This is a genomic window from Photobacterium rosenbergii, from assembly GCF_033022775.1.
In the GTDB taxonomy this organism is placed as follows: Bacteria; Pseudomonadota; Gammaproteobacteria; order Enterobacterales; family Vibrionaceae; genus Photobacterium; species Photobacterium rosenbergii_A.
In genome coordinates this window covers 215,982-242,385 of sequence record NZ_JAWJZI010000001.1, presented here as the reverse complement: position 1 = coordinate 242,385, position 26,404 = coordinate 215,982, and the positions used below count along the sequence as shown (strand labels likewise).

The 26,404-nt window shown below is 45.5% G+C and carries 22 protein-coding genes; 13 read left to right on the top strand and 9 right to left on the bottom strand.

Annotation, left to right across the window (positions count from 1 at the left end):
- The first annotated feature begins 4 nt into the window (after nt 1–4).
- From R2X38_RS01090 to R2X38_RS01065, 6 genes are read left to right on the top strand one after another with little or no spacing between them, the layout of a single operon-like run.
- Nucleotides 5–1,513 (top strand): CoA-acylating methylmalonate-semialdehyde dehydrogenase, encoded by a 1,509-nt coding sequence (locus R2X38_RS01090; protein ID WP_317520155.1) that lies wholly within the window; start codon nt 5–7, stop codon nt 1,511–1,513.
- A gap of 48 nt (nt 1,514–1,561) precedes the next feature.
- Nucleotides 1,562–2,722 carry an acyl-CoA dehydrogenase family protein gene (locus tag R2X38_RS01085; protein ID WP_317520154.1) on the top strand — a complete coding sequence of 387 codons (1,161 nt, stop codon included), beginning with the start codon at nt 1,562–1,564 and terminating at the stop codon, nt 2,720–2,722.
- A gap of 25 nt (nt 2,723–2,747) precedes the next feature.
- Nucleotides 2,748–3,542 (top strand): enoyl-CoA hydratase, encoded by a 795-nt coding sequence (locus R2X38_RS01080; protein WP_317520153.1) that lies wholly within the window; start codon nt 2,748–2,750, stop codon nt 3,540–3,542.
- A 55-nt stretch (nt 3,543–3,597) separates the two neighbouring features.
- Nucleotides 3,598–4,776: an enoyl-CoA hydratase/isomerase family protein gene (locus R2X38_RS01075; protein WP_317520152.1), complete on the top strand. Its 1,179-nt coding sequence runs from the start codon at nt 3,598–3,600 to the stop codon at nt 4,774–4,776.
- A complete protein-coding gene (gene mmsB, locus R2X38_RS01070; RefSeq protein ID WP_317520151.1) occupies nt 4,776–5,684 on the top strand; it encodes a 3-hydroxyisobutyrate dehydrogenase in 909 nt (302 codons plus the stop codon). The genes R2X38_RS01075 and mmsB overlap by 1 nt, the downstream gene beginning before the upstream one ends.
- A gap of 17 nt (nt 5,685–5,701) precedes the next feature.
- Nucleotides 5,702–6,460, top strand: coding sequence for an SDR family oxidoreductase (locus R2X38_RS01065; protein WP_317520150.1), 759 nt, complete (start codon nt 5,702–5,704; stop codon nt 6,458–6,460).
- A gap of 266 nt (nt 6,461–6,726) precedes the next feature.
- On the opposite strand, the gene R2X38_RS01060 is transcribed toward R2X38_RS01065, so the two are convergent.
- Both R2X38_RS01060 and R2X38_RS01055 read right to left on the bottom strand, forming a co-directional pair.
- Nucleotides 6,727–7,257, bottom strand: a complete 531-nt coding sequence (locus tag R2X38_RS01060) for an NUDIX hydrolase (protein ID WP_411184386.1) — start codon at nt 7,255–7,257, stop codon at nt 6,727–6,729.
- Between the two features lie 383 nt (nt 7,258–7,640).
- A complete protein-coding gene (locus tag R2X38_RS01055; protein WP_317520149.1) occupies nt 7,641–8,573 on the bottom strand; it encodes an alpha/beta hydrolase in 933 nt (310 codons plus the stop codon).
- 195 nt (nt 8,574–8,768) lie between these two features.
- Here R2X38_RS01055 and galE point away from each other — a divergent pair, with 195 nt between their 5' ends.
- The gene (galE, locus tag R2X38_RS01050) at nt 8,769–9,785 is read left to right on the top strand and encodes a UDP-glucose 4-epimerase GalE (RefSeq protein ID WP_317520147.1); all 1,017 of its coding nucleotides are present in this window, start codon (nt 8,769–8,771) and stop codon (nt 9,783–9,785) included.
- A gap of 80 nt (nt 9,786–9,865) precedes the next feature.
- Here the strand turns inward: galE and R2X38_RS01045 are convergent, their stop codons facing one another.
- Together R2X38_RS01045 and R2X38_RS01040 are read right to left on the bottom strand one after the other, a co-directional pair.
- Nucleotides 9,866–10,483 (bottom strand): DUF2238 domain-containing protein, encoded by a 618-nt coding sequence (locus R2X38_RS01045; protein WP_317520881.1) that lies wholly within the window; start codon nt 10,481–10,483, stop codon nt 9,866–9,868.
- A 74-nt stretch (nt 10,484–10,557) separates the two neighbouring features.
- Nucleotides 10,558–10,896, bottom strand: coding sequence for a hypothetical protein (locus R2X38_RS01040; protein ID WP_317520146.1), 339 nt, complete (start codon nt 10,894–10,896; stop codon nt 10,558–10,560).
- Nucleotides 10,897–11,199: 303 nt separating this feature from the next.
- Here R2X38_RS01040 and R2X38_RS01035 point away from each other — a divergent pair, with 303 nt between their 5' ends.
- Nucleotides 11,200–12,540 (top strand): DEAD/DEAH box helicase, encoded by a 1,341-nt coding sequence (locus R2X38_RS01035; protein ID WP_317520145.1) that lies wholly within the window; start codon nt 11,200–11,202, stop codon nt 12,538–12,540.
- A gap of 101 nt (nt 12,541–12,641) precedes the next feature.
- Here R2X38_RS01035 and R2X38_RS01030 read toward each other — a convergent pair whose 3' ends face one another.
- From R2X38_RS01030 to pdhA, 3 genes are read right to left on the bottom strand one after another with little or no spacing between them, the layout of a single operon-like run.
- Nucleotides 12,642–13,805: a dihydrolipoamide acetyltransferase family protein gene (locus tag R2X38_RS01030; RefSeq protein ID WP_317520144.1), complete on the bottom strand. Its 1,164-nt coding sequence runs from the start codon at nt 13,803–13,805 to the stop codon at nt 12,642–12,644.
- Nucleotides 13,802–14,785 (bottom strand): alpha-ketoacid dehydrogenase subunit beta, encoded by a 984-nt coding sequence (locus tag R2X38_RS01025; protein WP_317520143.1) that lies wholly within the window; start codon nt 14,783–14,785, stop codon nt 13,802–13,804. Before R2X38_RS01025 ends, R2X38_RS01030 begins: the two co-directional genes overlap by 4 nt.
- Nucleotides 14,778–15,866, bottom strand: coding sequence for a pyruvate dehydrogenase (acetyl-transferring) E1 component subunit alpha (pdhA, locus tag R2X38_RS01020; protein WP_317520142.1), 1,089 nt, complete (start codon nt 15,864–15,866; stop codon nt 14,778–14,780). The genes R2X38_RS01025 and pdhA overlap by 8 nt, the downstream gene beginning before the upstream one ends.
- A gap of 358 nt (nt 15,867–16,224) precedes the next feature.
- Here pdhA and R2X38_RS01015 point away from each other — a divergent pair, with 358 nt between their 5' ends.
- Entirely contained in the window at nt 16,225–16,677 is a 453-nt protein-coding gene (locus R2X38_RS01015) for a hypothetical protein (protein WP_317520141.1), read from the top strand.
- Nucleotides 16,678–17,046: 369 nt separating this feature from the next.
- Nucleotides 17,047–17,961, top strand: coding sequence for a cation diffusion facilitator family transporter (locus tag R2X38_RS01010; protein WP_317520140.1), 915 nt, complete (start codon nt 17,047–17,049; stop codon nt 17,959–17,961).
- A gap of 896 nt (nt 17,962–18,857) precedes the next feature.
- Here the strand turns inward: R2X38_RS01010 and nagZ are convergent.
- Nucleotides 18,858–19,862, bottom strand: coding sequence for a beta-N-acetylhexosaminidase (gene nagZ, locus R2X38_RS01005; protein WP_317520139.1), 1,005 nt, complete (start codon nt 19,860–19,862; stop codon nt 18,858–18,860).
- Between the two features lie 408 nt (nt 19,863–20,270).
- Between nagZ and R2X38_RS01000 the strand changes: the two genes are divergently transcribed.
- Nucleotides 20,271–20,750 (top strand): DUF1097 domain-containing protein, encoded by a 480-nt coding sequence (locus R2X38_RS01000; RefSeq protein WP_317520138.1) that lies wholly within the window; start codon nt 20,271–20,273, stop codon nt 20,748–20,750.
- A 45-nt stretch (nt 20,751–20,795) separates the two neighbouring features.
- Here R2X38_RS01000 and R2X38_RS00995 read toward each other — a convergent pair whose 3' ends face one another.
- Entirely contained in the window at nt 20,796–21,749 is a 954-nt protein-coding gene (locus R2X38_RS00995) for a siroheme synthase (RefSeq protein WP_317520137.1), read from the bottom strand.
- A gap of 335 nt (nt 21,750–22,084) precedes the next feature.
- Between R2X38_RS00995 and R2X38_RS00990 the strand changes: the two genes are divergently transcribed.
- Entirely contained in the window at nt 22,085–23,206 is a 1,122-nt protein-coding gene (locus R2X38_RS00990; RefSeq protein WP_317520135.1) for an efflux RND transporter periplasmic adaptor subunit, read from the top strand.
- Between the two features lie 2 nt (nt 23,207–23,208).
- Nucleotides 23,209–26,361 carry a multidrug efflux RND transporter permease subunit gene (locus tag R2X38_RS00985; RefSeq protein ID WP_317520133.1) on the top strand — a complete coding sequence of 1,051 codons (3,153 nt, stop codon included), beginning with the start codon at nt 23,209–23,211 and terminating at the stop codon, nt 26,359–26,361.
- Nucleotides 26,362–26,404 lie beyond the last annotated feature (43 nt).

Genomic DNA, 26,404 nt, shown 5'->3' with positions numbered 1-26,404 from the left:
AGATATGAACGATGCAAATCTTATTTCTCCTGTTCCGCTGTATATCAACGGAGAATTCGTTAATTCGTCTTCTAATCAATGGATTGAGGTGACAAACCCTGCAACCAATGCTGTTATCGCTAATGTTCCATGTACGACTGAATCTGAAATAGAATCCGCGATTTCCAGCGCGGGTGCCACATTCGAACAATGGAAAGAAGTACCTGTCCCCGATCGTGCCCGTCTGATGTTGTCATATCAGCAGCTGTTGAAAGACCATCATGATGAATTGGCGCAGCTGCTTTCCAGTGAAACCGGCAAAAATTTTGCTGATGCTAAGGGCGATGTCTGGCGGGGAATTGAGGTGGTTGAACAAGCTGCCAATATTGCCAGCTTGATGATGGGAGAAACAGTCGAGAATGTTGCCAGTGATATAGACAGCTACTCTTTGATCCAACCGCTTGGGGTGTGTTGCGGTATTACCCCGTTCAACTTCCCGGCAATGATCCCCCTATGGATGTTCCCGATGGCAATTGCTGCAGGTAACACCTTTGTCCTAAAACCGTCAGAGCAAGTTCCACTTACCGCGATGCGTCTTGCTGAACTGTTTGAACAAGCCGGAGCGCCGCAGGGTGTACTGCAAATTGTTCACGGCAGCAAAGAGCAAGTGGATTATCTGCTGGCACACCCGGACATTCGCACCATATCATTTGTCGGGTCGGTACCTGTTGCGAAGCACATCTACCAAACCGGCACTCAGCACCTTAAACGGGTTCAGGCTTTTGCAGGTGCAAAGAACCATATGGTGGTCATGCCTGATGCCAAAATGGAGCAGGTCGTCAATCACTTGGTTGGCTCTTCGGTTGGCGCTGCGGGGCAGCGTTGTATGGCGATCTCAGTTGCCGTGCTGGTGGGTAATGCCAGTGAAATCATTCCTGAACTAAAAGCAGCGATGCAAAAAGTCAAACCGGGTGTCTCCGATGATAGTAATGCAGCATACGGGCCATTAATAAGCCCTGCAGCTAAACAGCGTGTGCTAAATCTTATTGAACAAGGTAAGCAGCAAGGTGCCACCTGTGAAGTCGATGGTTCACATTGTCAGGTAGATGGATACCCAGACGGTAACTGGCTAGGGCCAACCTTGTTTAGTGGTGTGTCGACGGATATGGCGATTTATCAGCAGGAAATCTTCGGACCTGTATTGGTTTGTATTGGCGTCGAAACCCTAGATGAAGCAATTACCTTAATAAACAACAACCCTTATGGTAACGGCACATCGATTTTTACGGCCTGTGGCGCGGCGGCGAGAAAATTCCAGCATCGAATTCAAGTAGGCCAAGTTGGGGTCAATGTGCCGATCCCGGTTCCTCTACCTTTTTTTTCATTTACAGGATGGAGAGGCAGCTTTTATGGCGATTTGCACGCTTACGGAAAACAAGCCGTACGGTTTTACACCGAAACCAAAACGGTGACTGCACGCTGGTTTGATGAAGACATTCCTGACGGGCCAAACATGACTATACACCTTCGCTAATTCCATTGACTCTTAACCAGTCAATAGTGCCTTTAATAAGGAGCTGATATGGATTTCTCGTTGACAGAAGACCAACGCGCCTTTGCAGAAGCTGCGAGTCAGTTTTCACAAGACAAACTCGCCCCTAATGCTGCCCAGTGGGATGAAAAGCAAATCTTTCCCAAAGACGTACTTAAAGAAGCCGGTGAAATGGGATTTTTAAGTCTGTACGTCCCTGAAGAGCATGGCGGTATGGGGCTTCCTAGATTGGATGCCTCAATTATTTTTGAACAGCTCGCGATGGGCTGTACATCAACAACCGCCTATATGACCATCCACAATATGGTGTCGTGGATGATAGCCAGTTTTGCCTCTGATGAAGTCAAACAACAATATTGCCCGTTGCTGGTTACAGGTGACAGCTTGGGCTCCTATTGCCTAACAGAAGCAAATGCAGGTTCAGATGCCGCTTCATTGACAACGACGGCAACTAAACAAGGTGGAGAGTATGTACTTAGGGGAGCGAAAGCGTTTATCTCTGGCGCGGGGGATACCGAAGTACTAGTTGTGATGGCAAGAACGGATATCAACCAAAAGGGAGCGTCTGGCGTTTCAGCTTTTGTGGTACCGGCGGATGCGAAGGGGATCAGCTATGGGCGCAAAGAGCCCAAATTAGGTTGGAATAGTCAGCCGACCAGAGCCGTGACCTTTGATGATGTCCGAATACCCGCTAGCCATTTACTCGGTAATGAAGGGGATGGCTTTAAGTTTGCAATGAAAGGGTTGGATGGAGGGCGGATCAATATTGCAACCTGCTCAATCGGTACTGCTCAGCAGGCACTAGACCAAGCCATTCAGTATGTGGGTGAACGTAAACAGTTTGGCCAAAAATTATCAGATTTTCAGTCGGTACAGTTCAAGCTTGCAGATATGGCAACAGAACTAGTTGCCGCCAGGCAGTTAGTGCGTTACGCCGCTTATCAACTGGATCAACAGGGGCCAGAAGCGACGGCTTACTGTGCAATGGCTAAGCGGTTTGCTACCGACGTCGGCTTTAAAGTCTGTGACCATGCTCTACAGCTCTATGGTGGTTACGGCTACATTAAGGAATATCCGCTTGAACGCTACTTCCGAGATGTCAGGGTGCATCAAATCCTTGAAGGTACCAACGAAATCATGCGGCTAATTATTGCCCGCCGGGTACTCAGCGAAGGCTGCCGACTCCTTTAATTGCTTAACAAGAGGGATAAACCTCATGTCAGATCAAGCTAACTCAGACAATGTCATCGACGTTGAAATACGTGGCCACACTGCCGTATTGACCATGAATAACCCACCAGCCAATACCTGGACAAAAGAGAGCCTTAACTTTTTGAGGGACACAGTTTCCAAGCTTAATGAGGATAAGGCTGTTTATGCACTGGTAATTACGGGGAAAGGGGAGAAGTTTTTCTCTGCTGGCGCGGATTTGAACCTGTTTGCTGATGGGGATAAAGCGGTTGCCTTAGGTATGGCGCAGGCATTCGGTGAGGCTTTTGAATCGCTAAGCCAGTTTCGCGGGGTATCAATTGCCGCCATTAATGGTTACGCCATGGGGGGAGGCTTAGAAGTGGCGTTGGCGTGTGATATCCGTATCGCAGAAGCACATGCAAGCTTGGCATTGCCTGAAGCAAAAGTTGGTTTGTTGCCCTGTGCGGGTGGGACTCAAAACCTGACTTGGTTAGTCGGCGAAGGCTGGGCAAAACGCATTATTCTTTGTGGTGAGAGAGTGACAGCGTCACAGGCTTTGGAGATCGGCTTGGTCGAAGAAGTGGTGGCGTCAGGTCAGGCGCTGGAATGTGCACTGCAAATGGCTACTGATGTCGAAAATCAATCGCCGTCTTCAGTGGCAGCGTGCAAGGCGCTTATTCAAAATTGTCGCCATTCACCATTGACGCATGGCTTGGTTAAAGAGCGTGAGTTATTTGTGAAGCTGTTTGACACAGTGGATCAAAACGAAGGGGTGAAAGCGTTTTTAGAGAAGCGAAAGCCTGAGTGGAAGAACCGCTAATAATCAGAGGCGATTTATAAGTTTAAGGGGAATTGACAAGTTTAAGGGGAAAAAGATGTCAGGCATGGTGAATATCAGCGAATTGGATTGTGGTGGCGGGCTCAAGTTTGGTGTGGCGGAACTAGACAATCCCGCATCTTTAAATGCACTTACTTATGAGATGTTGGTTGTGCTCAATGAGGCTCTTCGCCATTGGCAGGATGATCATAATATTGTTGGCGTCGTGATCCATGGTGTGGGTGATAAAGCCTTTTGTGCTGGTGGTGATGTCAGGGCGATGTACCACGTTATGCATGAGGCAAAGTCTTCCGATCACCCTGACAGTAAGTTTCATGCTACTGGTTATTTGACGGATTACTTCACCGTTGAGTATCAGACTGATTATCTCATTCACACCTATAGCAAACCTGTCATTGTATGGGGGCAAGGGATCGTGATGGGGGGCGGCATTGGGTTATATATCGGTGCTAGCCACAGGATCACTACCCCGACGACAAAGCTCGCCATGCCAGAAATTAGTATTGGCTTGTACCCAGATGTTGGTGGCACTTGGTTTCTTAATCATTTACCGCAAGGCGTCGGCTTATTTCTGGGTTTAACGGGGGCAACCGTCAATGCCACCGATGCGCTTGCGCTGTCACTATCAGAGCATATTTTATTGCCTGAGCAGAAAGCGGCACTTTTTGAAAACCTTCAAAAAATGAGCTGGGAAGATGTGGAACCACATCAAGGCGTGACTGAGTTGCTCGAACAGCTCGGTAAGAAGGCGATGTACTCACACCCGAGTAATGAGCTGATACCTTTTTTGCCTGCGATCCAAGCTGCATGCCAATACGGGTCTTTATCGGAGATCTATGACCAAATTCAAGCCATGGCTGAGCCCGTTGATGAAGGGGAAGGAAAGTGGCTTAGAAGGGCAAAACAGACTTTGAAAGAAGGGAGTCCTATCACGGCTCATATCTGTTACCGCCAACTCACTCAATTCCATTATGAATCGTTGGCTGATTGCTTCAGGCTCGAACTGACTTTATCTGTTCGCAGCGGAGAGTTGGGTGAATTCTATGAGGGCGTTAAATCTCGGCTCATTGAGAAAACGAACCAACCTGAATGGCTCTTCCCTAATATCGACAGTGTTGATCCAGCAGTGATTGACACTTTGTTTACCCCACTATGGGCGGATAATGAGCACCCGCTATATCGTCTGGGGCTTGATGATTCACTTGAAGGAGCATAATGATGAATATTGCTTTTATTGGCCTTGGCAACATGGGCCACCCAATGGTGTTGAACTTGCTCAAAGCCGGTTGTCAGGTGTCAGTGTTTGATATCAATACCGTAGCGGCTGAGTCATTGAAAGCTGAAGGCGCAGCGGTTGCCAGCACCATGGAAGAATGTGTCAAAGGGGCAGAAACGGTGATGACTATGTTGCCGGCGGGCGAGCATGTCAGGGCGGTTTACCTTGGCGACCATGATGGTGGTATTGGCTTACTGAGAATGGTTGATGAAGGCACTTTCCTTATTGATTCATCCACAATTGACCCGGCTTCTGCACGGTTGGTGGCTCAAGAAGCACGCTCCAAAGGGTTTGAATTTGTTGATGCGCCGGTATCCGGCGGTGTCGCTGGGGCGCAAGCAGGTACGCTAACCTTCATCGTTGGCGGTACGGATGATGGTTTCAAACAAGCACAAGCTGTGCTTCAGTTTGTCGGCAAGAATATTTTCCATGCCGGTAAGGCGGGTGATGGGCAGATGGCGAAGATTTGCAACAACTTGATGTTGGGGATCTTAATGTCTGGCACTTGTGAAGCATTGAGCTTGGGCATGGATAACGGATTAGATCCTAAAGTGTTATCAGAGATCATGCTACAAAGCTCAGGCCGTAATTGGGCGCTCGAACTCTATAACCCATGCCCAGGAATTATGGAGAAAGCGCCCGCTTCGAACCAATTTCAGCCCGGTTTTATGGCTAAGTTGATGCTCAAAGATCTAGGTTTGGGGCTGGAAGCCGCAACAAGCAGTCAATCGCCCATTCCTATGGGGACACTAGCCCGTAATTTATATGCTTTTCATAACGCGGAAGGAAACGAATTAAAAGACTTCTCTAGTTTGTTTGAGTTCTATCGCAAGCAATCAAAAGAATAAAGCGCTTGGGGGGATATATGGACTTAAAACAGAGTGTGATTGCCATTACTGGTGCAGGGCAAGGCCTTGGTCAAATGATGGCGATAAGCCTAGCACAGGCCGGTGCCGAACTTGCATTGATTGATATGAATGAAGACGGGCTGCATGAAACTAAACAGCAGTGCCAAATGCTCAGTGCCAAAACATTAACCTACTTGGCTGATGTGACCCATGAGCAGCAAGTCATTGCGGTGTTTGAAAATATCATGGAGGACTTTGGCCAGCTTAATGGCTTGGTGAATAATGCCGGGGTGCTGAGGGATGGGCTACTGGTTAAAGCCAAAGATGACAACATAGAGAAAATGTCTCTCGAGCAGTTTTCAACTGTCATGGATGTCAATGTCACTGGGACATTTTTGTGTGGAAGGGAAGCTGCCGCTAACATGTTGAAAGCGGGTAACCAGGGCGCAATCATTAACATATCCAGTGTCGCAAGAGCAGGCAATATTGGACAAACCAACTATGCAGCATCAAAAGCGGCGGTTGCAACCATGGCTGTCTGCTGGGCGAAAGAGCTCGCTCGCTATGGGATCAGAGCTGCTGCGATTGCGCCTGGCGTGGTAGAAACAGCAATGGCCACTCAGCTTAAACCTGAGGCCATTGAAAGGCTCAAATCCATGATACCGGTTGGTCGTATGGGGGAGGCAAGTGAGATAGCCCACGCAGTGAAATACATTTTTGAAAACGACTATTTTACCGGACGTGTTCTAGAAATTGATGGCGGTATGCGGATGTAGTGGCCTTAAAAATGTGTCTGTTACTTAAGGGCCATAAAAGAACACGAATAGCGCCATGCCGCCGCCAATAACGAACATAAGCATTGCAACGATCGAAGCGAACTTATTGAGAAGTGAAAAGAGTTTATCCATAGCTGATATCATCATAAGAATGTATTTGGCAGCAAGATGCCACAGCTAGCAGTAAAATGCGATAGTGCATTCTCATTAGCAATGTTTCATTATAATTCGCTAAGCTGTGGCACCTTGAGACGGATAGAGTCAAACTAGGCCGTAGTAGGTAATAACCCCATGGATTGAAGTTTGAGGAAAGCGGCTAATGTTTTGGCGTCTTTGATCTCATTTTCAGCGACTTTACTAAGAAATTCTGCCGGTGTCATTTTGACCACTTCGATAACTTCATCATCATCACATTGCGCTTGGCAAGGCTTCAACTGTGTCGCTAAGAATAAATATTGTACCTCGTCACAGAAACCTGGAACAGGGAAAAGCTCACCGAGGTTATGCCAATGTCGCGCACTCAATTGTGTTTCTTCAGCCAGTTCACGCTGAGCGCAGCCTAAAATATCTTCATTGCTTTCGAGTGTGCCGGCAGGGAATTCGAGTATCCAATCCTTGATCGCGGGGCGATATTGGTTAAGCATAATCAAGTTACCCGCCTCATCAATGGGCACGATGATCACCGCTCCAGGATGTATGACAGTGGTAAATTCAATTTCCCTCCCGTCGGGTAAAGTGTGGCTAGATTGTTCAACAGAGAAACATTTCCATTGGCAAAGGGTTTTTGTTGTCATCATTGAGTACCCGTTTTGAAATTGTATCTAGCGTAAGTGCTTTGTTAGCTGATCGCAATTTGATCTTTGCCCCAGTTTTAGAGCTCTTGTATGAGTTTCAAGGCAATAATAAGAAAAATGATACCTGCGAGGGGAAAGAGGATGGACAACGGCCTTTTCAGTGTTTCCTGGCTAAGTTCGATATAGGCGTGATTATCAGATTGTAGTTGGTGGCTCTTGAAAACCATAGTCATGGCAAAAGGTTATCCCTTGGTAAAGCGAAAATCCAGTCAATACGCAACCATGCGCAATGACTGGGTTAGCTTAATTGAAGGTGAGAGCCCTGTCTAATTTTTTATAGAAAAAAATGTAATTTGTTGACCTGTGAGAATCCTTGCTTGCGCTATCTAACTAATGAATATTTTCAATAGTTTAGATACAGTGCCGGGTTGCTCGTTTGTGACGCCATGAGCCGTTTCAGGGAGAACGACAATGGCAGAACTTAGATGTTTACTTAGTTCGATACCATTTTTCAGCGGGAATATATTATCGCTATCACCCCAAATTATCATTGTAGGCGGAAAGTCTTCAGTGTTGGCATTGGCGATTCGCGTTCTGTCATCCACAAGAGATTGTATTAAAGTTACTTTTTCTTTTTTGTAAGGGAAAAAATAGCTGCTGTAAATTTGATTGGCGACAAAATCAGGCATTTTTTTCGGCTCATAGAAAACATTGTCGAACAGGCGTCTAACTTCATCACTATTGGTCGGAACAAAAAGCTGTTCAGGTTTCTCTACACCAGCTCTTTGGCATAGCTCTTCGAGATCTTCATCGCTAAAGAGTGGACCTGGGCTGGCAATGATCACCCCTTTTTCCACTCTTTCTGGTTGCATCATCATGTTGTAGGTAATGAAGCCACCGTAAGAAATTCCCGCCACATTCACTTTATCAATCTTAAGTGCATCCAGTAATTGCCAAATGGTGTCAGTTTGCGTTGTAAGGTTAGGGGGGCCCATGCTGTAAGATTGGCCAAACCATGCAAGATCAGGGGCAATAACTTGGTAATGTTTGCTTAACTCAAGCATTTCTTCTTTCCAGGTCGCGACTGCAGTACCGCCAAATCCGTGAATCAACAACAAAGGCTTACCCGAACCACCAACCCAGTATTTGAGTTGACCACCTTCATTTAGGTTGAGGATATGCTCTTGAAAGCCTTGAGCATACAGTTGGTCGTGGTCATGGTTTTCTTTCCATTGCACCAGCTCACATCCATTGAGGATCATGAGTGCAAGAAATATGGTAATAAACTTAATAAGTTGGCGGTTTAACTGCGCGAGCACGAGAACTTCTCCATTCCCAGAAATTTGGACGAATCTATTATACGCTGTTTTATTATCAGCTAAAGTATAAAAAATTATTGCTCGCAAATTGCACATGTAATGTGATCCTTGCTTTATTTTCCAGATAGTTATGATACTTTATGCCCAGTTTAACTAAGATTGTTTGAGTAAATCCTCACTCAAAGGGAGAAAAGCATGCGAGTTCTCGTCACCGGTGGTATGGGTTACATTGGCAGCCACACTTGTGTTCAGATGATTGAAGCAGGTATGACACCAATCATTGTCGATAACCTATACAACAGTAAGAAGTCAGTATTGGCTCGAATTGAAAAACTAACGGGTGTTACCCCTGCGTTCTATCAAGGCGATATTCGTGATCGTGCTTTTCTTGACAAGGTGTTGGCTGAGAATGAAGTAGAATCGGTTATTCACTTCGCGGGGCTAAAAGCGGTGGGTGAGTCGGTCGAAAAACCACTGGAATACTATGACAACAATGTTCACGGGACATTGGTGCTTGTTGAAGCAATGCGTGCCGCCGGTGTGAATAGCTTGATCTTTAGCTCATCGGCTACGGTTTATGGCGACCCGGCGAGTGTGCCAATTACCGAGGACTTTCCGACTAGCGCGACTAATCCATATGGCCGCAGTAAGTTGATGGTTGAAGAGTGCCTGACTGATATTCAAAAAGCACATCCTGAAATGAGCATTACTCTGCTGCGCTACTTCAATCCGGTTGGCTCACACCAAAGTGGTGAGATGGGTGAAGATCCACAGGGTATCCCAAATAACCTGATGCCATTTATATCTCAGGTAGCGGTCGGCCGCCGTGAATACTTGTCTGTTTTCGGTGACGATTACCCAACAGTAGACGGTACCGGTGTTCGTGATTATATCCACGTACTTGATTTGGCGGATGGCCATCTGGCCGCTTTGAACCACAAAGGCAAAGAAGCCGGTCTACATACCTATAACCTAGGTACAGGTAATGGGTTTAGCGTATTGCAAATGGTCAAAGCCTTTTCTGCAGCTGCGGGTGTCGAGGTAGCATACCAAATTGCACCGCGTCGCCCTGGTGATATCGCGGAATGCTGGGCAGATCCGGCTAAAGCCAAAGCAGAGCTGCATTGGGAAGCTACACGTACCATTGAAGATATGACAGCAGATACTTGGCGTTGGCAGTCTGCTAACCCAACAGGTTATCCAGATTTGTAACCACGTAGAATAATTATAAAAATAAGAAGCCCGCTGTATAAGCGGGCTTCTTTGTATATGGTCAAAGGAATAACATAGGCTCATTTAGATTGCAGCGAGTCAGTATGGTATGGTTTGATGATATGAAAGAGTATCAAACTGCTGATTGCGCCAAGTGTATCCATCATCATGTCTTTCTGTGCGTCCCAGATATCCCCCTGGCTGCCAAGAAACTCTGTGCCAGCATTACCGCCGGCAAGTGCAGCGTACCACCATTCTATTATTTCGTATCCGGCAGCAATGGCCATTATGGTTGCTAGGGCAAAAATAGTCGCCACTAATGGTTTGCAATGGCCTTTGCGAACCATGAACTCAGCGATTGGAAATGCATATAGGCCAATAGAAAAATGCGCGACACGGTCGAAATTATTACGCTGGGAGCCAATTAAATCGTTAAACCAATCAAAAGGAACATTGGCAAAGGTGTAATGGGCACCAATGGTATGCAGAGCCATCCAAATGGCAATCAGGATATAAGCCGTGTTCGAAAACTGGAAAAAGCGATAGGTAATGAGCAAAGGGGCAAAGATAAGGACAACTGGAATGATTTCCGCCAGCCAAACATCCGGGAATACAGGATCCAAGCCAGACCAAATGATGATCAGGGTGACAACTACAAAAGCTGTGACAGGTATGGCATGGCTACGAATTTGTGTCATTAATTCAGTATCGTACATGAATGCATCTGTTCTGAAGGTTAGCACAAGAAAGGGGCGGAAAACTGAACCGATGACTAGTTTGTATGACTACAATCCAAACTAATATTATCTTCCTTTGTTCTTTGAAGGACTGCTACCGCGGTTTCGAGTCTCGCGACACAATCTTCATAATATAAAGTAATTTCAGCAATGCCTCGGCTTTTCGGTGGTGATTTTAGCTCTATATCTGGTTTCCCAGTCTCGATGATTAAAAAACGGTGCTTGTGTGCCAACTCGCCAAATCTTGATTTGGCAGCTATTAAGCGCCGTTGAGTAAAAGACTGTTTTGGCCTGCCAGGACTACGTTTTTTTCTTTCGGCAGGTTCAAGTACCTTTTCCAAAAGGAAATCTTTCCAAGGTGTTTCAGTTTTCATCGGCTTCATTTCAAGGGGTTGTTTTTGCTTGGTATATTTGAGTGCACAAGTTAAAAGAAACCGCTGCCAGAGTGTAGGTCATTTAGCGACAAGTTATGCTTCTTGACTGCAATTGACTGGTCGGTCGGAAGGTATACAAGGTTATCTTTATGAAAAGGCAATAAATCTATATCAATTAGGTGCTAGCTATTTGAAATGTGGTATAATGGCCAGCTAACCAAATTTAGCGCTGTGTGATTACTGTCACACAGGCTTGAACTGTATTATTCTTGCTCATAGTTGGGCAATTACCGGAGCATCACTTTGCAATTTAACGATCTTGGATTAGACCAGCGCCTGATTAAAAAACTTCACCATTTGGCGTTCGATAAACCAACTGAAATTCAAAAAGCAGCAATCCCTGTAGGTCTTCTAGGCAAAGATATCTTGGCCTCGTCAAAAACAGGTTCTGGTAAGACACTGGCATTTTTGTTGCCAGCTATGCAGCGTATGTATCGTAGTAAACCATTTACACGCCGTGATCCTCGTGTATTGGTTTTGACGCCAACCCGTGAACTGGCTAAACAGGTTTTTGCTCAGTTACGTACTTTGAATGCCGGTACGCCATATGATGGTGCACTGATTGTGGGCGGTGAGAACTTTAACGATCAGGTCAAAGCGCTACGCAAAGATCCGATGTTTGTGATTGCAACACCAGGCCGCTTGGCTGATCACCTTGAACACCGCAGCACGTACCTAGATGGCTTGGAAATGCTAATCCTTGATGAAGCAGACCGTATGCTTGATCTTGGCTTTGAAGCTCAGCTTCGCCGTATCCATGAAGCGGCTAATCACCGTCGTCGCCAGACCATGATGTTTTCGGCAACATTGGATCATACTGATGTTGTGAATATTGCCAGCGATATGCTGAATGCGCCAAAACGTATTTCAATCGGTCACTCGGCAGAAGAACACACCGATATTACTCAGCGCTTTTTCCTATGTGATCACCTTGATCACAAGCAAGCTCTTTTGGATAAGATTCTGGAAACCGAAAACTACAATCAGATGATTATCTTTACGGCGACCCGTGCAGATACCGATCGTCTAACCAATGAGCTGAATGAGCGTAGACTGAAGGCAGTCGCATTGAGCGGTGATATGAACCAGACTCAGCGTAATGCCATTATGAGTCAGTTCGAGCGCGATTGTCATAAGATCTTGGTGACAACTGATGTTGCATCACGTGGTTTGGATATCGAAAAAGTATCGCACGTTATCAACTTCGATATGCCAAAGCATGCTGAGGAATATGTTCACCGTATCGGTCGTACTGGTCGTGCGGGTAACAAAGGTGACGCAATTTCTTTGGTTGGCCCTAAAGACTGGAAGAGCTTTAAGAACGTTGAAGCTTTCCTACAACAATCAATTAGCTTTACGACTATCGAAGGTCTTGAAGGTAAGTTTAAGGGCTTGAAACCTGCGCCGAAGAAGAAGTTTACCAAGAAGAAGCCGACATCTGCGAAGCCAGTGGCTAAGAAAACTCAAGCGAAGCCTCAGGCTAAGAAGAAAATGGACAAACGCTTCTATGACAACATGGCTGTTGGTGATAACGTCTTTATTCCTAAAAAGAAAAAGCCAGCTAGCCCATCAGCTGAAGACTAATACCAGCTATAGTAAAATCAACACAGCTTGCTAAAGTCGAATAATTAATGAAAATGCCAGTCAGTGACTGGCATTTTTTGTATGAACCAAGTGATGTGAAGTTAAACTGATGGTTGCTGAAGGTGGCAGACCAATGCTTTTACAAATCTTGCGGCTTCTCCCCCCGTACAGGCTCGATGGTCAAAGGTCATAGACAGAGGAAGGACTTTGACGGCTTTAACACTGCCGTTGTCGAGAACTAACTTTTCAATGATTCTTCCTGCACCGATGATCGCCACTTGAGGCGGGGTTACGACAGGTGTGGCATATATACCCGCAATAGCGCCGAAATTTGATAGGGTAATAGTGGCGTGTTGAAGTTGCTCGCGCCCAATTTTCCGCTCACGAATACCCGCGACAGTTTTATCCACCCATTGCCGAATCCCTTTGCTGCTGAATTCATCCGCATGGCGTAACACAGGAACATAAAGGCCATGCTTACTATCTACTGCAATTCCGATATTGACCGTGTGATGTAAACACCGGGTCATAGTTTCTGCATCAAACCAAGCGTTCAGTGCAGGCTCCCTCTGGCAGGCATCAACGATTGCTTGGACCAGCCGACAAGTAATATCTTGCTCTGGAAGCCAGTGCGCAAGGCTCGCTTCTTCTGTTATGGTAACGGCGGCTATATTGTGGTGAGATTCGGCCATTGCCCCCACCATGGTACGACGAGCCCCTTTAAGAACCTCCGTGCCAGGCAGTTGTTTGTCACAGGCATTATAGACATCGCTATCAAGAATAACGCCGTCAGGGCCGCTACCTTTAATTGCATTGAGGTCTACACCTAGCTTTTGAGCAAGTAGCCTTGCCGAGGGCATCGCACTTAATGGATGCTCTTTATTTTCTTGATGGGTGTTTCCCACCCAAAACTCATCGACGTTGATGTCGTGGCTTTCTTGTGCCACGGTGCCCACGACAGTAGCTGCATCGGACCTCTGTTGTGTTGCTTCTTTTGTCGTCACTGTTTTTGTTTTTGCTACAGAGGCTGTGGATTCTTCAATCTCTAACAATAAACTGCCGATGCCAATAACATCGCCTGCTTCGCCATAGCGATTAACAATGGTGCCGCTGTAAGGGGCAGGGACCTCGACCGTTGCTTTGGCTGTTTCGACTGTGAGCACGACCTGATCCACTTCGACATAGTCCCCGATATTGACATGCCATTGCACAATTTCAGATTCAGCTAACCCTTCGCCTAAGTCGGGTAAGTTAAATGATTTCATTTCCACCCCTCCACCAGCGATTTCGCTGCATCAACAATATCATCTTCCTGAATCATAAAATAATCTTCGTTACGGTAATAAGGCATGATGGTATCGGTACCAGTAACGCGCTTAGGGGGGGCCTTTAACAGGCACATGGCTTGTTCAGAAACTCTTGAAATGATCTCCGCACCCACACCACAAGTTTTGCACGCTTCATGGACAACCAGTAGTCGTCCCGTTTTTTCGATAGATTTGATGATGGATGCCATATCAAGTGGCTTGATAGTGGCCAAATCTATCACTTCAGCTTCGATCCCTATTTCCGACAGAGCTTGAGCGGCTTGGAGTGATTCAACAACACATGCCCCCCAAGTTACCAAAGTTAGATCGCGGCCTTTCCTTAATGTGAAGCAAGTATTGAGTGGCAGGGCCTCGCCATTATCAACAACGTTGGATTTCACCGTACGATAAATTCGTTTAGGCTCAAAAAACATGATGGGGTCGTTGCTTCTTATTGCGGCTAGCAACAAACCATAAGCACGCTGCGGCGAAGAAGGGATGACCACAGTGAGGCCTGGGACATGGGCAAACAGTGCTTCTACACTTTCTGAGTGATGCTCCGGCGCATGAATACCACCGCCAAATGGTGCTCGGAAGACGGCAGGGCAGGTCAAGCGACCTCGGGTACGGTTTCTGATCCTTGCCGCATGGCATACGAGGTGCTCCATCGCAGGGAATACGAAGCCTTGGAATTGAAATTCAGCTACAGGGCGTAATCCTTGAGTCGCCATGCCGACGGTGACACCACCGATAAGAGCTTCTGCGAGTGGGGAGTCAATGACACGCTTACAGCCGTATTTTTCCTTTAGACCGACAGTTGCCCTAAAGACACCACCGTTGTCACCGACATCTTCACCAAGGACAACAACACTTTGGTCATGTGCCATTTCGTAATGCAGAGCCATGTTCACGGCATCGAGGAGGGTTAATTCAGCCATGACGACCTCCTTGCATACGCATTGCCTTGTTGATGATGGTGTCGCGTTGGCTCAGTAAATCTTCACTGAGTTCTTCATATAAGAAATCAAAGGCTGTTTCAGGTGCTTGTGGTGTTGTGTTGAGATACTTTTCAACAACTTTTTCAATAACTTCCTTGCAATGGGTTAACCAATTAAGATCATCTTGCTCAGACCAAGCACCTTGTTCAATTAGGAATGTTTTCAGGCGTTTGACGGGTTCGTACTCCCATGCTTGCTGGAGCTCATCGTCACTGCGGTAGCGAGAGGCATCATCAGCGGTTGTATGATCACTTAGGCGATAGCTAACCGCTTCAATCAAAGTGGCGCCTTTGCCCTTTCTGGCGTGATCTAACGATTTTGCCACGATATCGAACATGGCGACGATATCGTTGCCATCAACCGTTATGCCTTCGATACCGGCGCCTTTGGCCTTGTCAGAAAGTAACTCTGCACCACATTGGATTGATCGAGGGACTGATATTGCCCATTGGTTGTTGTTAATGACGAATACCAATGGAATGTTCCATGCCCCGGCACAGTTCAATGATTCGAGGAAATCCCCCTTGGATGTCGCACCATCACCACATGTAACCAGGGCGACTTGGTGGTTACCTTGAATTTTCAACGCAGCAGCCACACCTACCGCATGAGTACATTGTGTAGCAATAGGAACGCAGAATGGCAGGTCTCGACAATGGGCATCGTCAGGAGAAAAATCACTACCGCGTTCATCACCGCCCCAGTATTGGAGGTTTTTTTCCATTCCAATACCGCGAGCCCACAAAGCGGGTAGATCGCGGTAGTAAGGGATAAAGACATCAGAATTTTTTAGCGCACGTCCAATCGCAATACCAATTGCTTCGGACCCGAGGTGAGAAGGGTATGTCCCCAATTTGCCCGTACGTTGTAGGGCGACAGCTTTATTGTCGTATGTGCGGGTTAATACCATGTCGCAATAGAAGCCTTTCAGGGTTGTAAGATCAGCCCATTCAGGGAGCGGATTAACCAACTTACCGCGATGATCGATGAAACGATGCATCGGCATAGCCAGAACATTCATCGTTAGCTCCTTCTGGTGCTGCCTCAAATGAGGCGGACAGCAAAATCTAGAACGTGCCGGTTGGAACAGTGGAAAATATCATTAGAGTGATAGGCAACGTTCAATAGTACTAAGTGTAATCAAATTGTTAACATTCGCGCGTGGTCTTTTTTGTTGGGAGAGTAAACTTATCGGTACACTTGATTGATTTGTCAGTAAGAAGATTTCGAGACGAGTGTTTTAGTGTTAAGACCCTGATGAGTTAACCGCGCAATGCTCAGGCTATCGGACATACTTAAGTTTGTTTTAAAGAGTACATCTTATGCCACACGGTTGTGATGTATTGAATTGTTGAGCTGTTTCTTGCGGGGATAACAGTATGAAATGGTATAGCAGCTTGGCCGTGGTGATAGTGATATCTGCATGCTCATCACAGGCAAATGTGAGTGAAATAGCCCAGCAGAAGACTCAGTACATCCAAAATGAGTGTTATGAAAACGAAGAGAGCGCACTCAATGATGCGTTTAAAACCTTTATGTCTGATAGGCAAGAAGAATTAGGCGGTTTACGGGCTTCATTAAGTGATGAAAATTATGATCAGCTCGATTATGCCTTAAAGCATTTCGTGACGTATTGGGATCAGCTACAAACTGAAAGAAATCAGGCCTGTGAGCAACATGCCACCTGTGAGTTTATTCAGATTAAGACACCATCTCTGCAAGCAAATAATGAGTTTTGTGATGGTACTGACTTTGAATACAGTGTAAGTCGGGCGAAAATAATCAACTTTTTCAGTGATATAGAACGGTTGGAACTTCAGCAGTCACCATAGTAACCTTTAGAGATAATACGCTTTGGATCAAGTATTATCGATTGAGTTGAGTGATTTCTACCACATTCAATTTTGAGTGTAACTGCAAATAATCTCTGCTAATATCCGCCAATTCTACGCTAGAGCAAAATGAAGTGGCTTCTTTTTCTATTCAAAGTCCCACGGCAAAAAAGTGACAACTACGGTGGCTCAATCGCCAGCAAGCGGTGCTCAATACTGCTTTACGAAAGAATGAGCTTATAGAGTGGTTAACAGATTCACTATCAATTTGATCACAAAAGCGTAACTGTGCTAAATGTATAGTGTGGATGGCTATTTGGGCTATCTGTGTATGTTAAACAATCAAAAAAATGAAATAAGGAGGAAATTATGGCTACAAGCCGTAAAATTAGTAAGGAGCGTTTAGCGCTTAAATTATCCCTAGCCGGCACTGTTGTACTGTCCTCGCTAGGTATTGGCTATGGGTTATATGTCGGATCCAACGCCATTTTGCTAGACGGCATGTTCTCCTTACTCAGTATGGGAATGACAGGGTTAAGTTTATATACCGCTTACCTCGTTTCCAAACCCGATGATCAATACTTCCAATTCGGATATGCGCACATTGAACCGTTAATCAACGTCGTCAATGGCTTGCTCATCTTACTCACATGTATGTTTGCCTTTTTTAGTGGTGTGCAAACCATTGTCAACGGCGGCCACGAGATTGTACTGGAGCATGCAATTTTGTATGCAGTACTTTCCACAATCTGTTGTTTCTCTATCTATTTTACTGAAACTTATATAGCTAAAGCTGAGCAATCAGAGTTGGTAAGAGTAGACTCGCAAGAATGGCTCATCGATGGCATTTTGAGTGCGTCAATTTTGGTCGGTTTCATTGTTGTGATGGTCTTAGATCATTACGGCTATTCTCAGTGGAATCGCTACGTCGACCCAATACTGGTCTCTGCGTTATCTCTTGCTGCGGTAGTTCTGCCTATCAAGGTGCTGCGACGAAACCTTAGAGAGGTATTGCTGGTAGCGCCTCAGGATGATGTGCAGGAGAGTGTTGACCGTGTTATCGCCAAGTTGTCTAAACAATATCACTTTGATGACTATACCCACCATTTTGCGAAGACAGGCCGACAGTACGATCTTGAAGTGAATATCCTTGTAAAGGACGATACATACTGGACGGCGAAACGTCAGGACCAAATCAGGCTTATTCTTTGGGAGGCCTTGTCTGATGAGCTAGGGGATACCTGGCTATCTGTTAGCTTTACGGGGCAGGCAAGGTGGCTCTGATAGGTACGATCTAGAATATTTATCTATAAAAGGGCAGTAATTGCCCTTTTATTTCTGCATAAATTATTATTTCCAATTATCCTCATACTGATATACCCAAGCTACTTCAAAATGCTGGTTTAGCGAGATTTTATAAGCTTATAGACAAGGCATTGTTTTGAAGATCTAGTGGCTCTAAATTAAGAAACAATAACGCGGTATAGAAGCTTAGAAAACTCGCCCTTAGGGAGGGTGTCAGCCCGGGTATAAGTATATCTAATCTGGGCTGAGAAAAATTTTAGCCAAAAATGCTCTGGTTATTTTGACTTATTCACCCCAAAATACTCATTAATTCATCAATAAAATGATGAATGGCAAGCGTAGTGTACGTTGCAAATATAATATTCATGTTTAAGTTACTGTTTTTAAATAATTAGCTTGGATAGTATTGTTAAGTTATTTCTTGATCTACACGCTACTAGCACGAATATTATGCAAACTTTTTAGTGCATTCTTTGTTCTGTTGGGGTATCTTGTCCACAGTCTAAAAATTGCTTCTAGATTTAGTGGTAATCTTTAGACTTACAGGCTGCATTTAGATGCGAATCGTATTCACACATTTAGATAAATCATAGGTTTATGTGACTATGGAAACATTACTGGTTATTGCTTTCATCATTGGTGGTTTCTACATTATTTGCCGAGAAAAGAAGAAATGTACCAAGGAAGTTGATTACTCTCGAAACTCTTTGTAATTCATATTTTTAATAGAGTAATCTACTGGTTTTTTGATGTTGCCAGTATAGATAGCTATTTTCTGAAATAGCATTGAAATGCAAAATCGCCCATATATTATGCTGCATCTATATGATGTGTGAACAATATAGGGCGATTTTTGTATCTAAAAAAACAAGTAACTAAGCTTGTTTCTCTAACCATTCATTACGTAACCGTGAAATTCGCTTTTCGGTTTCTTGCCACTTCGATGTATTGATCAAGTCACGATATTCCCCTGTTGGCTTTTTGCAAAGTGATTCAAGCAAAGGAACCTGTGTTTGAGGCAGACCATCCAATGCCTCGATGGCACCTTCACGGTTGTTACAAAGCATGACCATATCGCAGCCTGCTTGTTGGGCTGCGATAGCTCGCTCGCTGTAGTTGCCCAGAACATCTGCACCTTTCATATTAAGATCGTCAGAGAAGACAACGCCTTTGAACCCCATGTCTTCTCTAAGGACTTGTTTCAACCAGTAGCTGGAGCCACTTGCCGGTGAATCATCGTAGTGATCAAAGATAACGTGCGCTGGCATCATGGCATCGAGAAGTTTTGCTTCGATCAGAGACTGGAAAACGACCATATCGTGTTGCTTGATAGTATCGCGTGGGTCGACTGGTGTCTCGTGATGAGAATCAGCTATGACACCGCCATGGCCAGGGAAGTGTTTACCTGTTGCTGCCATACCGGCTAACTTCATGCCTTTGATAAATTCGGAGGCGTACTTGATCACTTGCTGTGGATCATCTGAGAATGCTCTGTCGCCAATCGCTTTACAGTCAAAGCCGAGGTCTAACACCGGGGCAAGGCTAAGATCAATATCCATAGCAAGCAGTTCAGCGGCCATCAACCATCCGCCATCATAAGCTAAAGATTTACCTTCATTACTTTGGGCAAAAGCTTTGGCTGGTGGAAGTAATGTAAATTCTTCACGGAAGCGCTGCACACGGCCACCTTCCTGATCGACAGCAATAAGGAGAGGGCGCTTAGCCGTATTGCGGATATCTTTGGTCAAGGCGCGAAGTTGTTCACGATCATGGTAGTTACGTGCGAAAAAAATAATCCCACCAACGGTGGGGTGTTGGATGATCTCGCGATCTTCTGCATCTAGCTCATAGCCAGCTACATCAAGCATCAGAGGGCCCATGAATTCTCCTTACGGAATTTATCTAATAATTACAACCAGATAATTATGCCCTATATTCAGGGATTACCATACTAAACACGCTTAATTATAGAAAAATTTGACTCAGTATTAGCAAAGCTGCACCTATATTGAGGGGACGAAACCGTATTGTTCTCACTATAGTGTGCGCTTTGGATAGTTACCTTTGTTTCCCAATGGAAACATTGAGTTTTGTAATCCATTGCATAAGCAACGATACCTTTACCATTAGAACTGTAAATACTTGAAATAATGTGAGAATATTGCGCGCCCATATTTGCTTTCAATGTAACGATTTATTGTTGCACTAAAAATGTGATCAGTGACACTTTAATGCCTTCATTTGTTTTTTAAACTGTTTCCTTAACAGTCCAATAAAGGAAATGAATGATGTCTACCCTGGTCGCTATTGCTATTACAACTGGAATTCTCTCAGGGATATGGGGATGGGTTGCCGTATCTCTCGGTTTACTAAGTTGGGCAGGTTTCCTCGGTTGTACGGCATATTTTGCTTCCCCGAAAGATGGCCTAAAAGGACTATTGTTGAGTCTAGCGACCACAATGAGTGGTGTTTTTTGGGCAATGGTGATTATTCATCTTTCTACCTCAGTGGGTATTGAGATCATCGGCTATGTCATCACAGCTGTCGTTGCTTTCTTTATGTGTGTTCAGGCAAAACAAGCTTGGCTGAGCTTCATCCCTGGTACCTTTATCGGTTCTTGTGCAACATTTGCCGCAGCTGGAGACTGGCAGTTGGTTGTCCCATCGTTAGTACTAGGTATTGTATTTGGTTTTACAATGAAAGCGTCAGGTCTGTGGCTTCAGCAAAAATTAGCTAAACCTGAGACTAGACTTGCGACAGCAGAGTAAACAAGAAGATCAATTAGAAAAAGCCGCATTAGCGGCTTTTTTTGATTATAGGCAAGGGACGTATAGGCCGTTGAACTTTTCGATAAGTGGCTTCAGGCAGGTTGCTGCTTGTGACTTAGAACCGAGAACACATACCCTTAAGCCATTATTTAGCTGATGCTCTACCTGAGTACTTAATGAATCTTTATTATACGGCTCGCGATCGGCATCTCTTCGGCATAAATCGACATAAGCATCATCAGCGCCTTCCAAGCTTTCAGCTTCACCAGGATAAAGAACAAATTCAGCTTGCTGCATTAGCCTCAATGCTTTTAACGTTAGCATTTCAGTATCTGTGCCAGTTTCTATCAAATACAAAGCCGCCTGTGGCTTTTGATTGTGTTGAAGCAGTTCCACAAAGACTTGTTCGAGTTCATCCTTCGTTGTGGCATGCTCAACCTCCGCATGACGGAAAAATAGCTCCCAGAATTTTCGTCTTTCATCAACGGTAGAAAAAGTCTTTTTAATTCGTTCCCGTTGCTCCCCGGCATAACTAGCAAGAAGGGACAAGTTATGCGGTAGCTGCGTTTCCAGTTTTTCCCGCAGGTAACGAACGAGTACCGGAGAAGCTCCACCACTTGATACGGCAACTTGAATCGGGCTCCTATCGATCATCGAAGGGGTAATGAAGTCACAGTAATCCTTATCATCGACGACATTGATCCAGATACCGAGTTCTGTCGCATCTTTATGGACTTGGTGGTTTAGGGAAGGGCTATTCGTTGTTGCCCAAACTTGGTAAGCCCCCACTAGATCACTTTTTTCGTAGAACTTATTTTTCCAATGAATATGACCATTGTTTGCTAATGCGGCTAAATGGTTGTGGAGTTTAGGGGATACAACGGTAATGGCTGCGTCAGCTTTACGCAGTAAGTCAACTTTTCGACAAGCTACTTCTCCACCGCCTATAACTGTTACTTTTCTCTGTTTAACAGAGAGGAAAATCGGGAAATAGTCCATATGAGATATTCTATCTGGGTATATGCTCTGTCTCTAAGTCATTGACTTGTATTGATATCTTTTTATCGCTACTATGAAAACACAAAATTACAAGGTTTGAAATAATTTGAAACACTTGCTTGGTGAAAATGTTTCAATACACATAACTGTTCAGCTTGGATTAAAGGCATAATGCTAGTTTATGCGAACTATAATGTTAGTTTTTTTTGAAACCTTAAATAACCTCAAATAACTCTGATTTCATTCGAATGATTAATCATTTAGCGATATCCTGAGTGATTGAATATAACAAATTTTAAGCGTAGTTTTTACATAAATTTAAGATGGTCGGCAATATGAATAAAAAACTTATGATAGCGACACTGATAAGCACGAGCTTGCTTGTTGGCTGTGGCGATAAGTCGTCTGGTCAAGCAGGGGGAATGGTCCCACTGGTTGCAGTACAACCTGTCACTGTGATTGATTACCAACAGGGGAAACAATTTGTTGGTAGGACTGAAGCAATTGAAGATGTGGCCATCACAGCTCAAGTTTCAGGCTACCTTAAAGCGCGTTCGTTCAATGAAGGTGAGGTTGTACAGCAAGGGCAAGTCTTATTTGAAATTGAGCCTGCTGCATATGAAGCACGTGTAGCTAGTGCTGTTGCTGCAATCGCTCAAGCAGAGGCGACTTTGCAGCGTGCAAATCTTGATTGGAAACGAGGTCAAAACCTTCTGCCTAAGGGCAGTATTAGCCAATCAGAATTTGACCGCCTAACAGCAGAAAAGCTAAGTGCTGAAGCACAGCTAAAATCAGCCAATGCCCAGTTGAAGGCTGCAGAAGTTGATTTGTCATTTACTAAGATCACCGCACCATTTACTGGCCGTATCAGTGATAGCAAGGCCAGTATTGGTGATCTTGTTTCACCGAGTTCAGGTGTACTGACCACTCTGGTTAGCCTAGACCCAATGCAAGCTTCTTTTAATGTGAGTGAGCGTGAGCGTCTAAACCTTGGTATTGATAGCTTAGACGGTGCTGGAGAAGGCCAGGGCGATGTCGAAGTCGTCTTGACGCTAACAAATGGCAAAGAATATAGCGAGCTAGGTAAAGTCGACTTCATTGGTAACCGTATCGATCTTCAGACCGGTACTATTGCAATGCGTGCAAGCTTTGGTAATCCAGAGCAATCTCTGCTTCCTGGCCAACACGTTCAAGTCTTCCTTCGTGAAAAAGAGCCTGTTAAGCGTATCGTGATCCCACGCCGTGCCGTTCAAAGTGATTTGGAAGGTGATTATGTCATGGTTTTGGCTGACGGCAATGTTGCTGAGCGTCGCAATGTCGTTCTAGGCCCACAAACTGAGCATGGCATCATCATCGCTGAAGGTATCAACGATGATGACGTGGTTATGACTAAAGGTCTTCAGCGTGTCCGTAACGGTGTGACTGTCCGAGTTGAAGAAACAGGGGCGCAAGAGTAATCATGCTAAGTCGCTTTTTTATCCAGCGCCCTAAGTTTGCGCTGGTCATTTCGATTATTCTGACACTAGCAGGTGCGATAGCCGTACTTAACTTGCCTGTGGCAGAATATCCAAAAATCAGTCCACCGTCGGTGGGTGTAACTGCTTTCTATTCTGGCGCAAGTGCCGAAACCGTAGAAGAGGCGATAGCCGACCCGATTGAAGCATCGGTCAATGGCGTAGAAAACATGATTTACATGTCTTCTAAGAGTGCCAACGACGGTTCATATAACTTGAACGTGACCTTTGATATCGGTACCGACCCTGATATGGCACAGGTTAACGTTCAGAACCGAGTTTCTCAGATCGAGTCTAAACTACCTGCGGAAGTACGTATGGTAGGTGTGACGGTTAAGAAACGTTCGCCTGACTTGCTGATGGTACTTAACTTCTATTCACCTGACGGTAAGTATGATGATCAGTTCCTGATCAACTACATTAACCTAAATGTTAAAGATCAGCTGGCACGTGTGACGGGTATCAGTGAGGTTAACGTAATCGGTGGTGGTGAATACGCTATGCGTGTTTGGCTAAACCCTGAGAAAATGGCCAACCTGAACCTGACAACCTCTGATGTCAATGCAGCGCTTTCTGAGCAGAACGTTCAGGTAGCAGCAGGTCAAGTTGGTGCAGCGCCATACAACAACCCGCAGGAAGTACAGTTCAACCTTGTAACCAAAGGCCGACTACAGACTGTTGAAGAGTTCGAGAACGTGGTTCTTCGTGCCAACAACGATGGCTCTATGGTTTACCTGAAAGATGTGGCACGTGTAGAACTGGGTAAGAAGTTCTACAGCGGTAACGGTATGTTCCGTGGTCAGGATGCTTCTATCGTTGCGCTAAACCTTCAGTCCGATGCCAATGCATTGGAAAGTGGCCAAGCGGTTATGGACCTTCTTGAGCGTTTAAGCGTTGACTTCCCTGAAGGCATGGAATACGAGACCAGTTACGATACAACTCTGTTCGTTGCTGAATCTATCAAAGGTGTTGTGGTTACATTGATTCAGGCCATTTTGCTGGTAATTGCTGTAACATACATGTTCCTAGGTAGCGTACGCTCGACCTTGATCCCGGTTGTCGCGATCCCTGTATCGCTTATCGGTACATTCGCTATCATGCTGGCGGCTGGCTTTACTATCAACACCGTGACCTTGTTTGGTTTGATACTGGCCATCGGTATCGTGGTGGATGATGCGATTCTGGTTATCGAGCAGGTCGATACCAACATGAAGCGTGACCCAAGCCTGACCCCAGCTAAAGCCACGCTGATTGCGATGAAAGAAGTGACAGGTCCGATTGTGACATCAACGCTGGTACTTCTGGCAGTATTTGTTCCAGTTGCCATGCTGCCAGGTATCACAGGTATCATGTATCGTCAGTTTGCACTAACGATTTGTATTTCGGTAATCATCTCTTCTATCAACGCATTGACGCTTTCACCGGCACTTTGTTCGCTAGTGCTTAAGCAGGGTGGTGGTAACACTGCACGTTGGTTCGAAGTCTTCAACCGTGGCCTTGAAAAGGTAACCTTGAAGTATGGTGCCATTGCTGGCTTCATGGTACGCAAAGTGGCACTGCTAGTGACTTTCTTTGTGCTTGCTGTTGGTGCGGTAACCTTCCTGTCGAAAACAACGTCTACGGCGTTCGTACCGACTGAAGATAAGGGTATCTTGCTGGTTAACGTCCAGCTACCAGACTCGGCATCTCTGTCACGTACAGAAGAAACCACCGAAAAACTTCAGGAAATCCTAGCTGACGAGCCAGGTATTGAAGGTATTACCGTTGCAAACGGTTATGCATTCATGACCGGTGCTGCAGCCTCAAACGGTGCGTCTCTGTTCATTAAGTTGAAAGATTGGGATGAACGAAATGCGATGGAAGGGGATCACTCGTCGTTTGCCATTTCAAACCGTGTGAATGGCCGAGCGGCAATGGAACTCCCTGAAGCGATTGTCTTTGCGATGGGGGCACCAGCGGTACCGGGTATGGGTGCAGCCGATGGTTTCGAGTTCGTCCTTGAAGATACCTTGGGTCGAAGCCGAACAGATCTTGCAAATGTCATGGGTGAAATGATCCAGGCTGCCAACCAGCAACCTGAGATCCAATTTACCTTTAGTACATTCCGTGCCAACGTACCTCATTACTACATTGATGTTGACCGTGTTAAAGCCAAGCAACTGGGAATTCCGCTGACGGAAATCTTCCAGACGCTACAGGGTAACCTTGGCTCAATGTATGTGAATGACTTTACTCTATACGGTAAGAATTTCCGTGTAACAGTACAGGCAGACAGTGACTACCGTGATGGCCTAGATGCACTTCAGCGTTTTCACGTACGGTCATCTTCGGGTGAGATGATCCCGCTAAGTACCATTACTTCGGTCGAACAGGTATTTGAGCCAGACGTTGCATGGCGTTACAACATGTACCGTTCTGCTGTTATCCAGGGTAGTCCAGCACCGGGTTACTCAAGTGGTGATGCTATCGCGGCGATGGAGCGTGTTGCTGCAGAAGTTCTACCTCAGGGTTACCAGTACGAATGGACGGGTATGGCTTACCAGGAAGTGAAAGCAGGTAACCAAGCTATCTATGCTTTCGCGCTAGCACTTGTGTTTATTTACCTGTTCATGGTGGCACAGTACGAGAGCTGGAGTATCCCGCTGGCGATTATCTTGGTGGTACCGGTAGCGACCTTGGGTTCATTCTTGGCGCTGGCATTGACAGGTACGCCGTTGAACCTATATGCGCAGATTGGTCTGGTTCTCTTGATTGCGTTGGCAGCTAAGAACGCCATCTTGATTGTAGAGTTCGCTAAGATTGAGCGCGAAGAGAAAGAACTGGATATCGAACAAGCCGCGGTACGTGGTGGTAAGCTGCGTTTCCGTGCGGTAAATATGACCTCATGGTCGTTTATCTTGGGTATCCTACCTTTGATCTTTGCTAACGGTGCAGGTCACATCAGCCAGAACTCATTGGGTATTTCCCTAACCGGTGGTCTGCTATGTGTGTTGCTGGCAGGTACCTTCCTGATCCCTGGCTTCTTCGCACTGGTGCAGCGTCGCCGCGAGAAATTCCACGGTGGTTCAACCAAGTTGATTCCGCTTGATGATGAGTAATTTGGCAATGTAATACGACGTTGCGCGTAACTGAAAAGCTCCC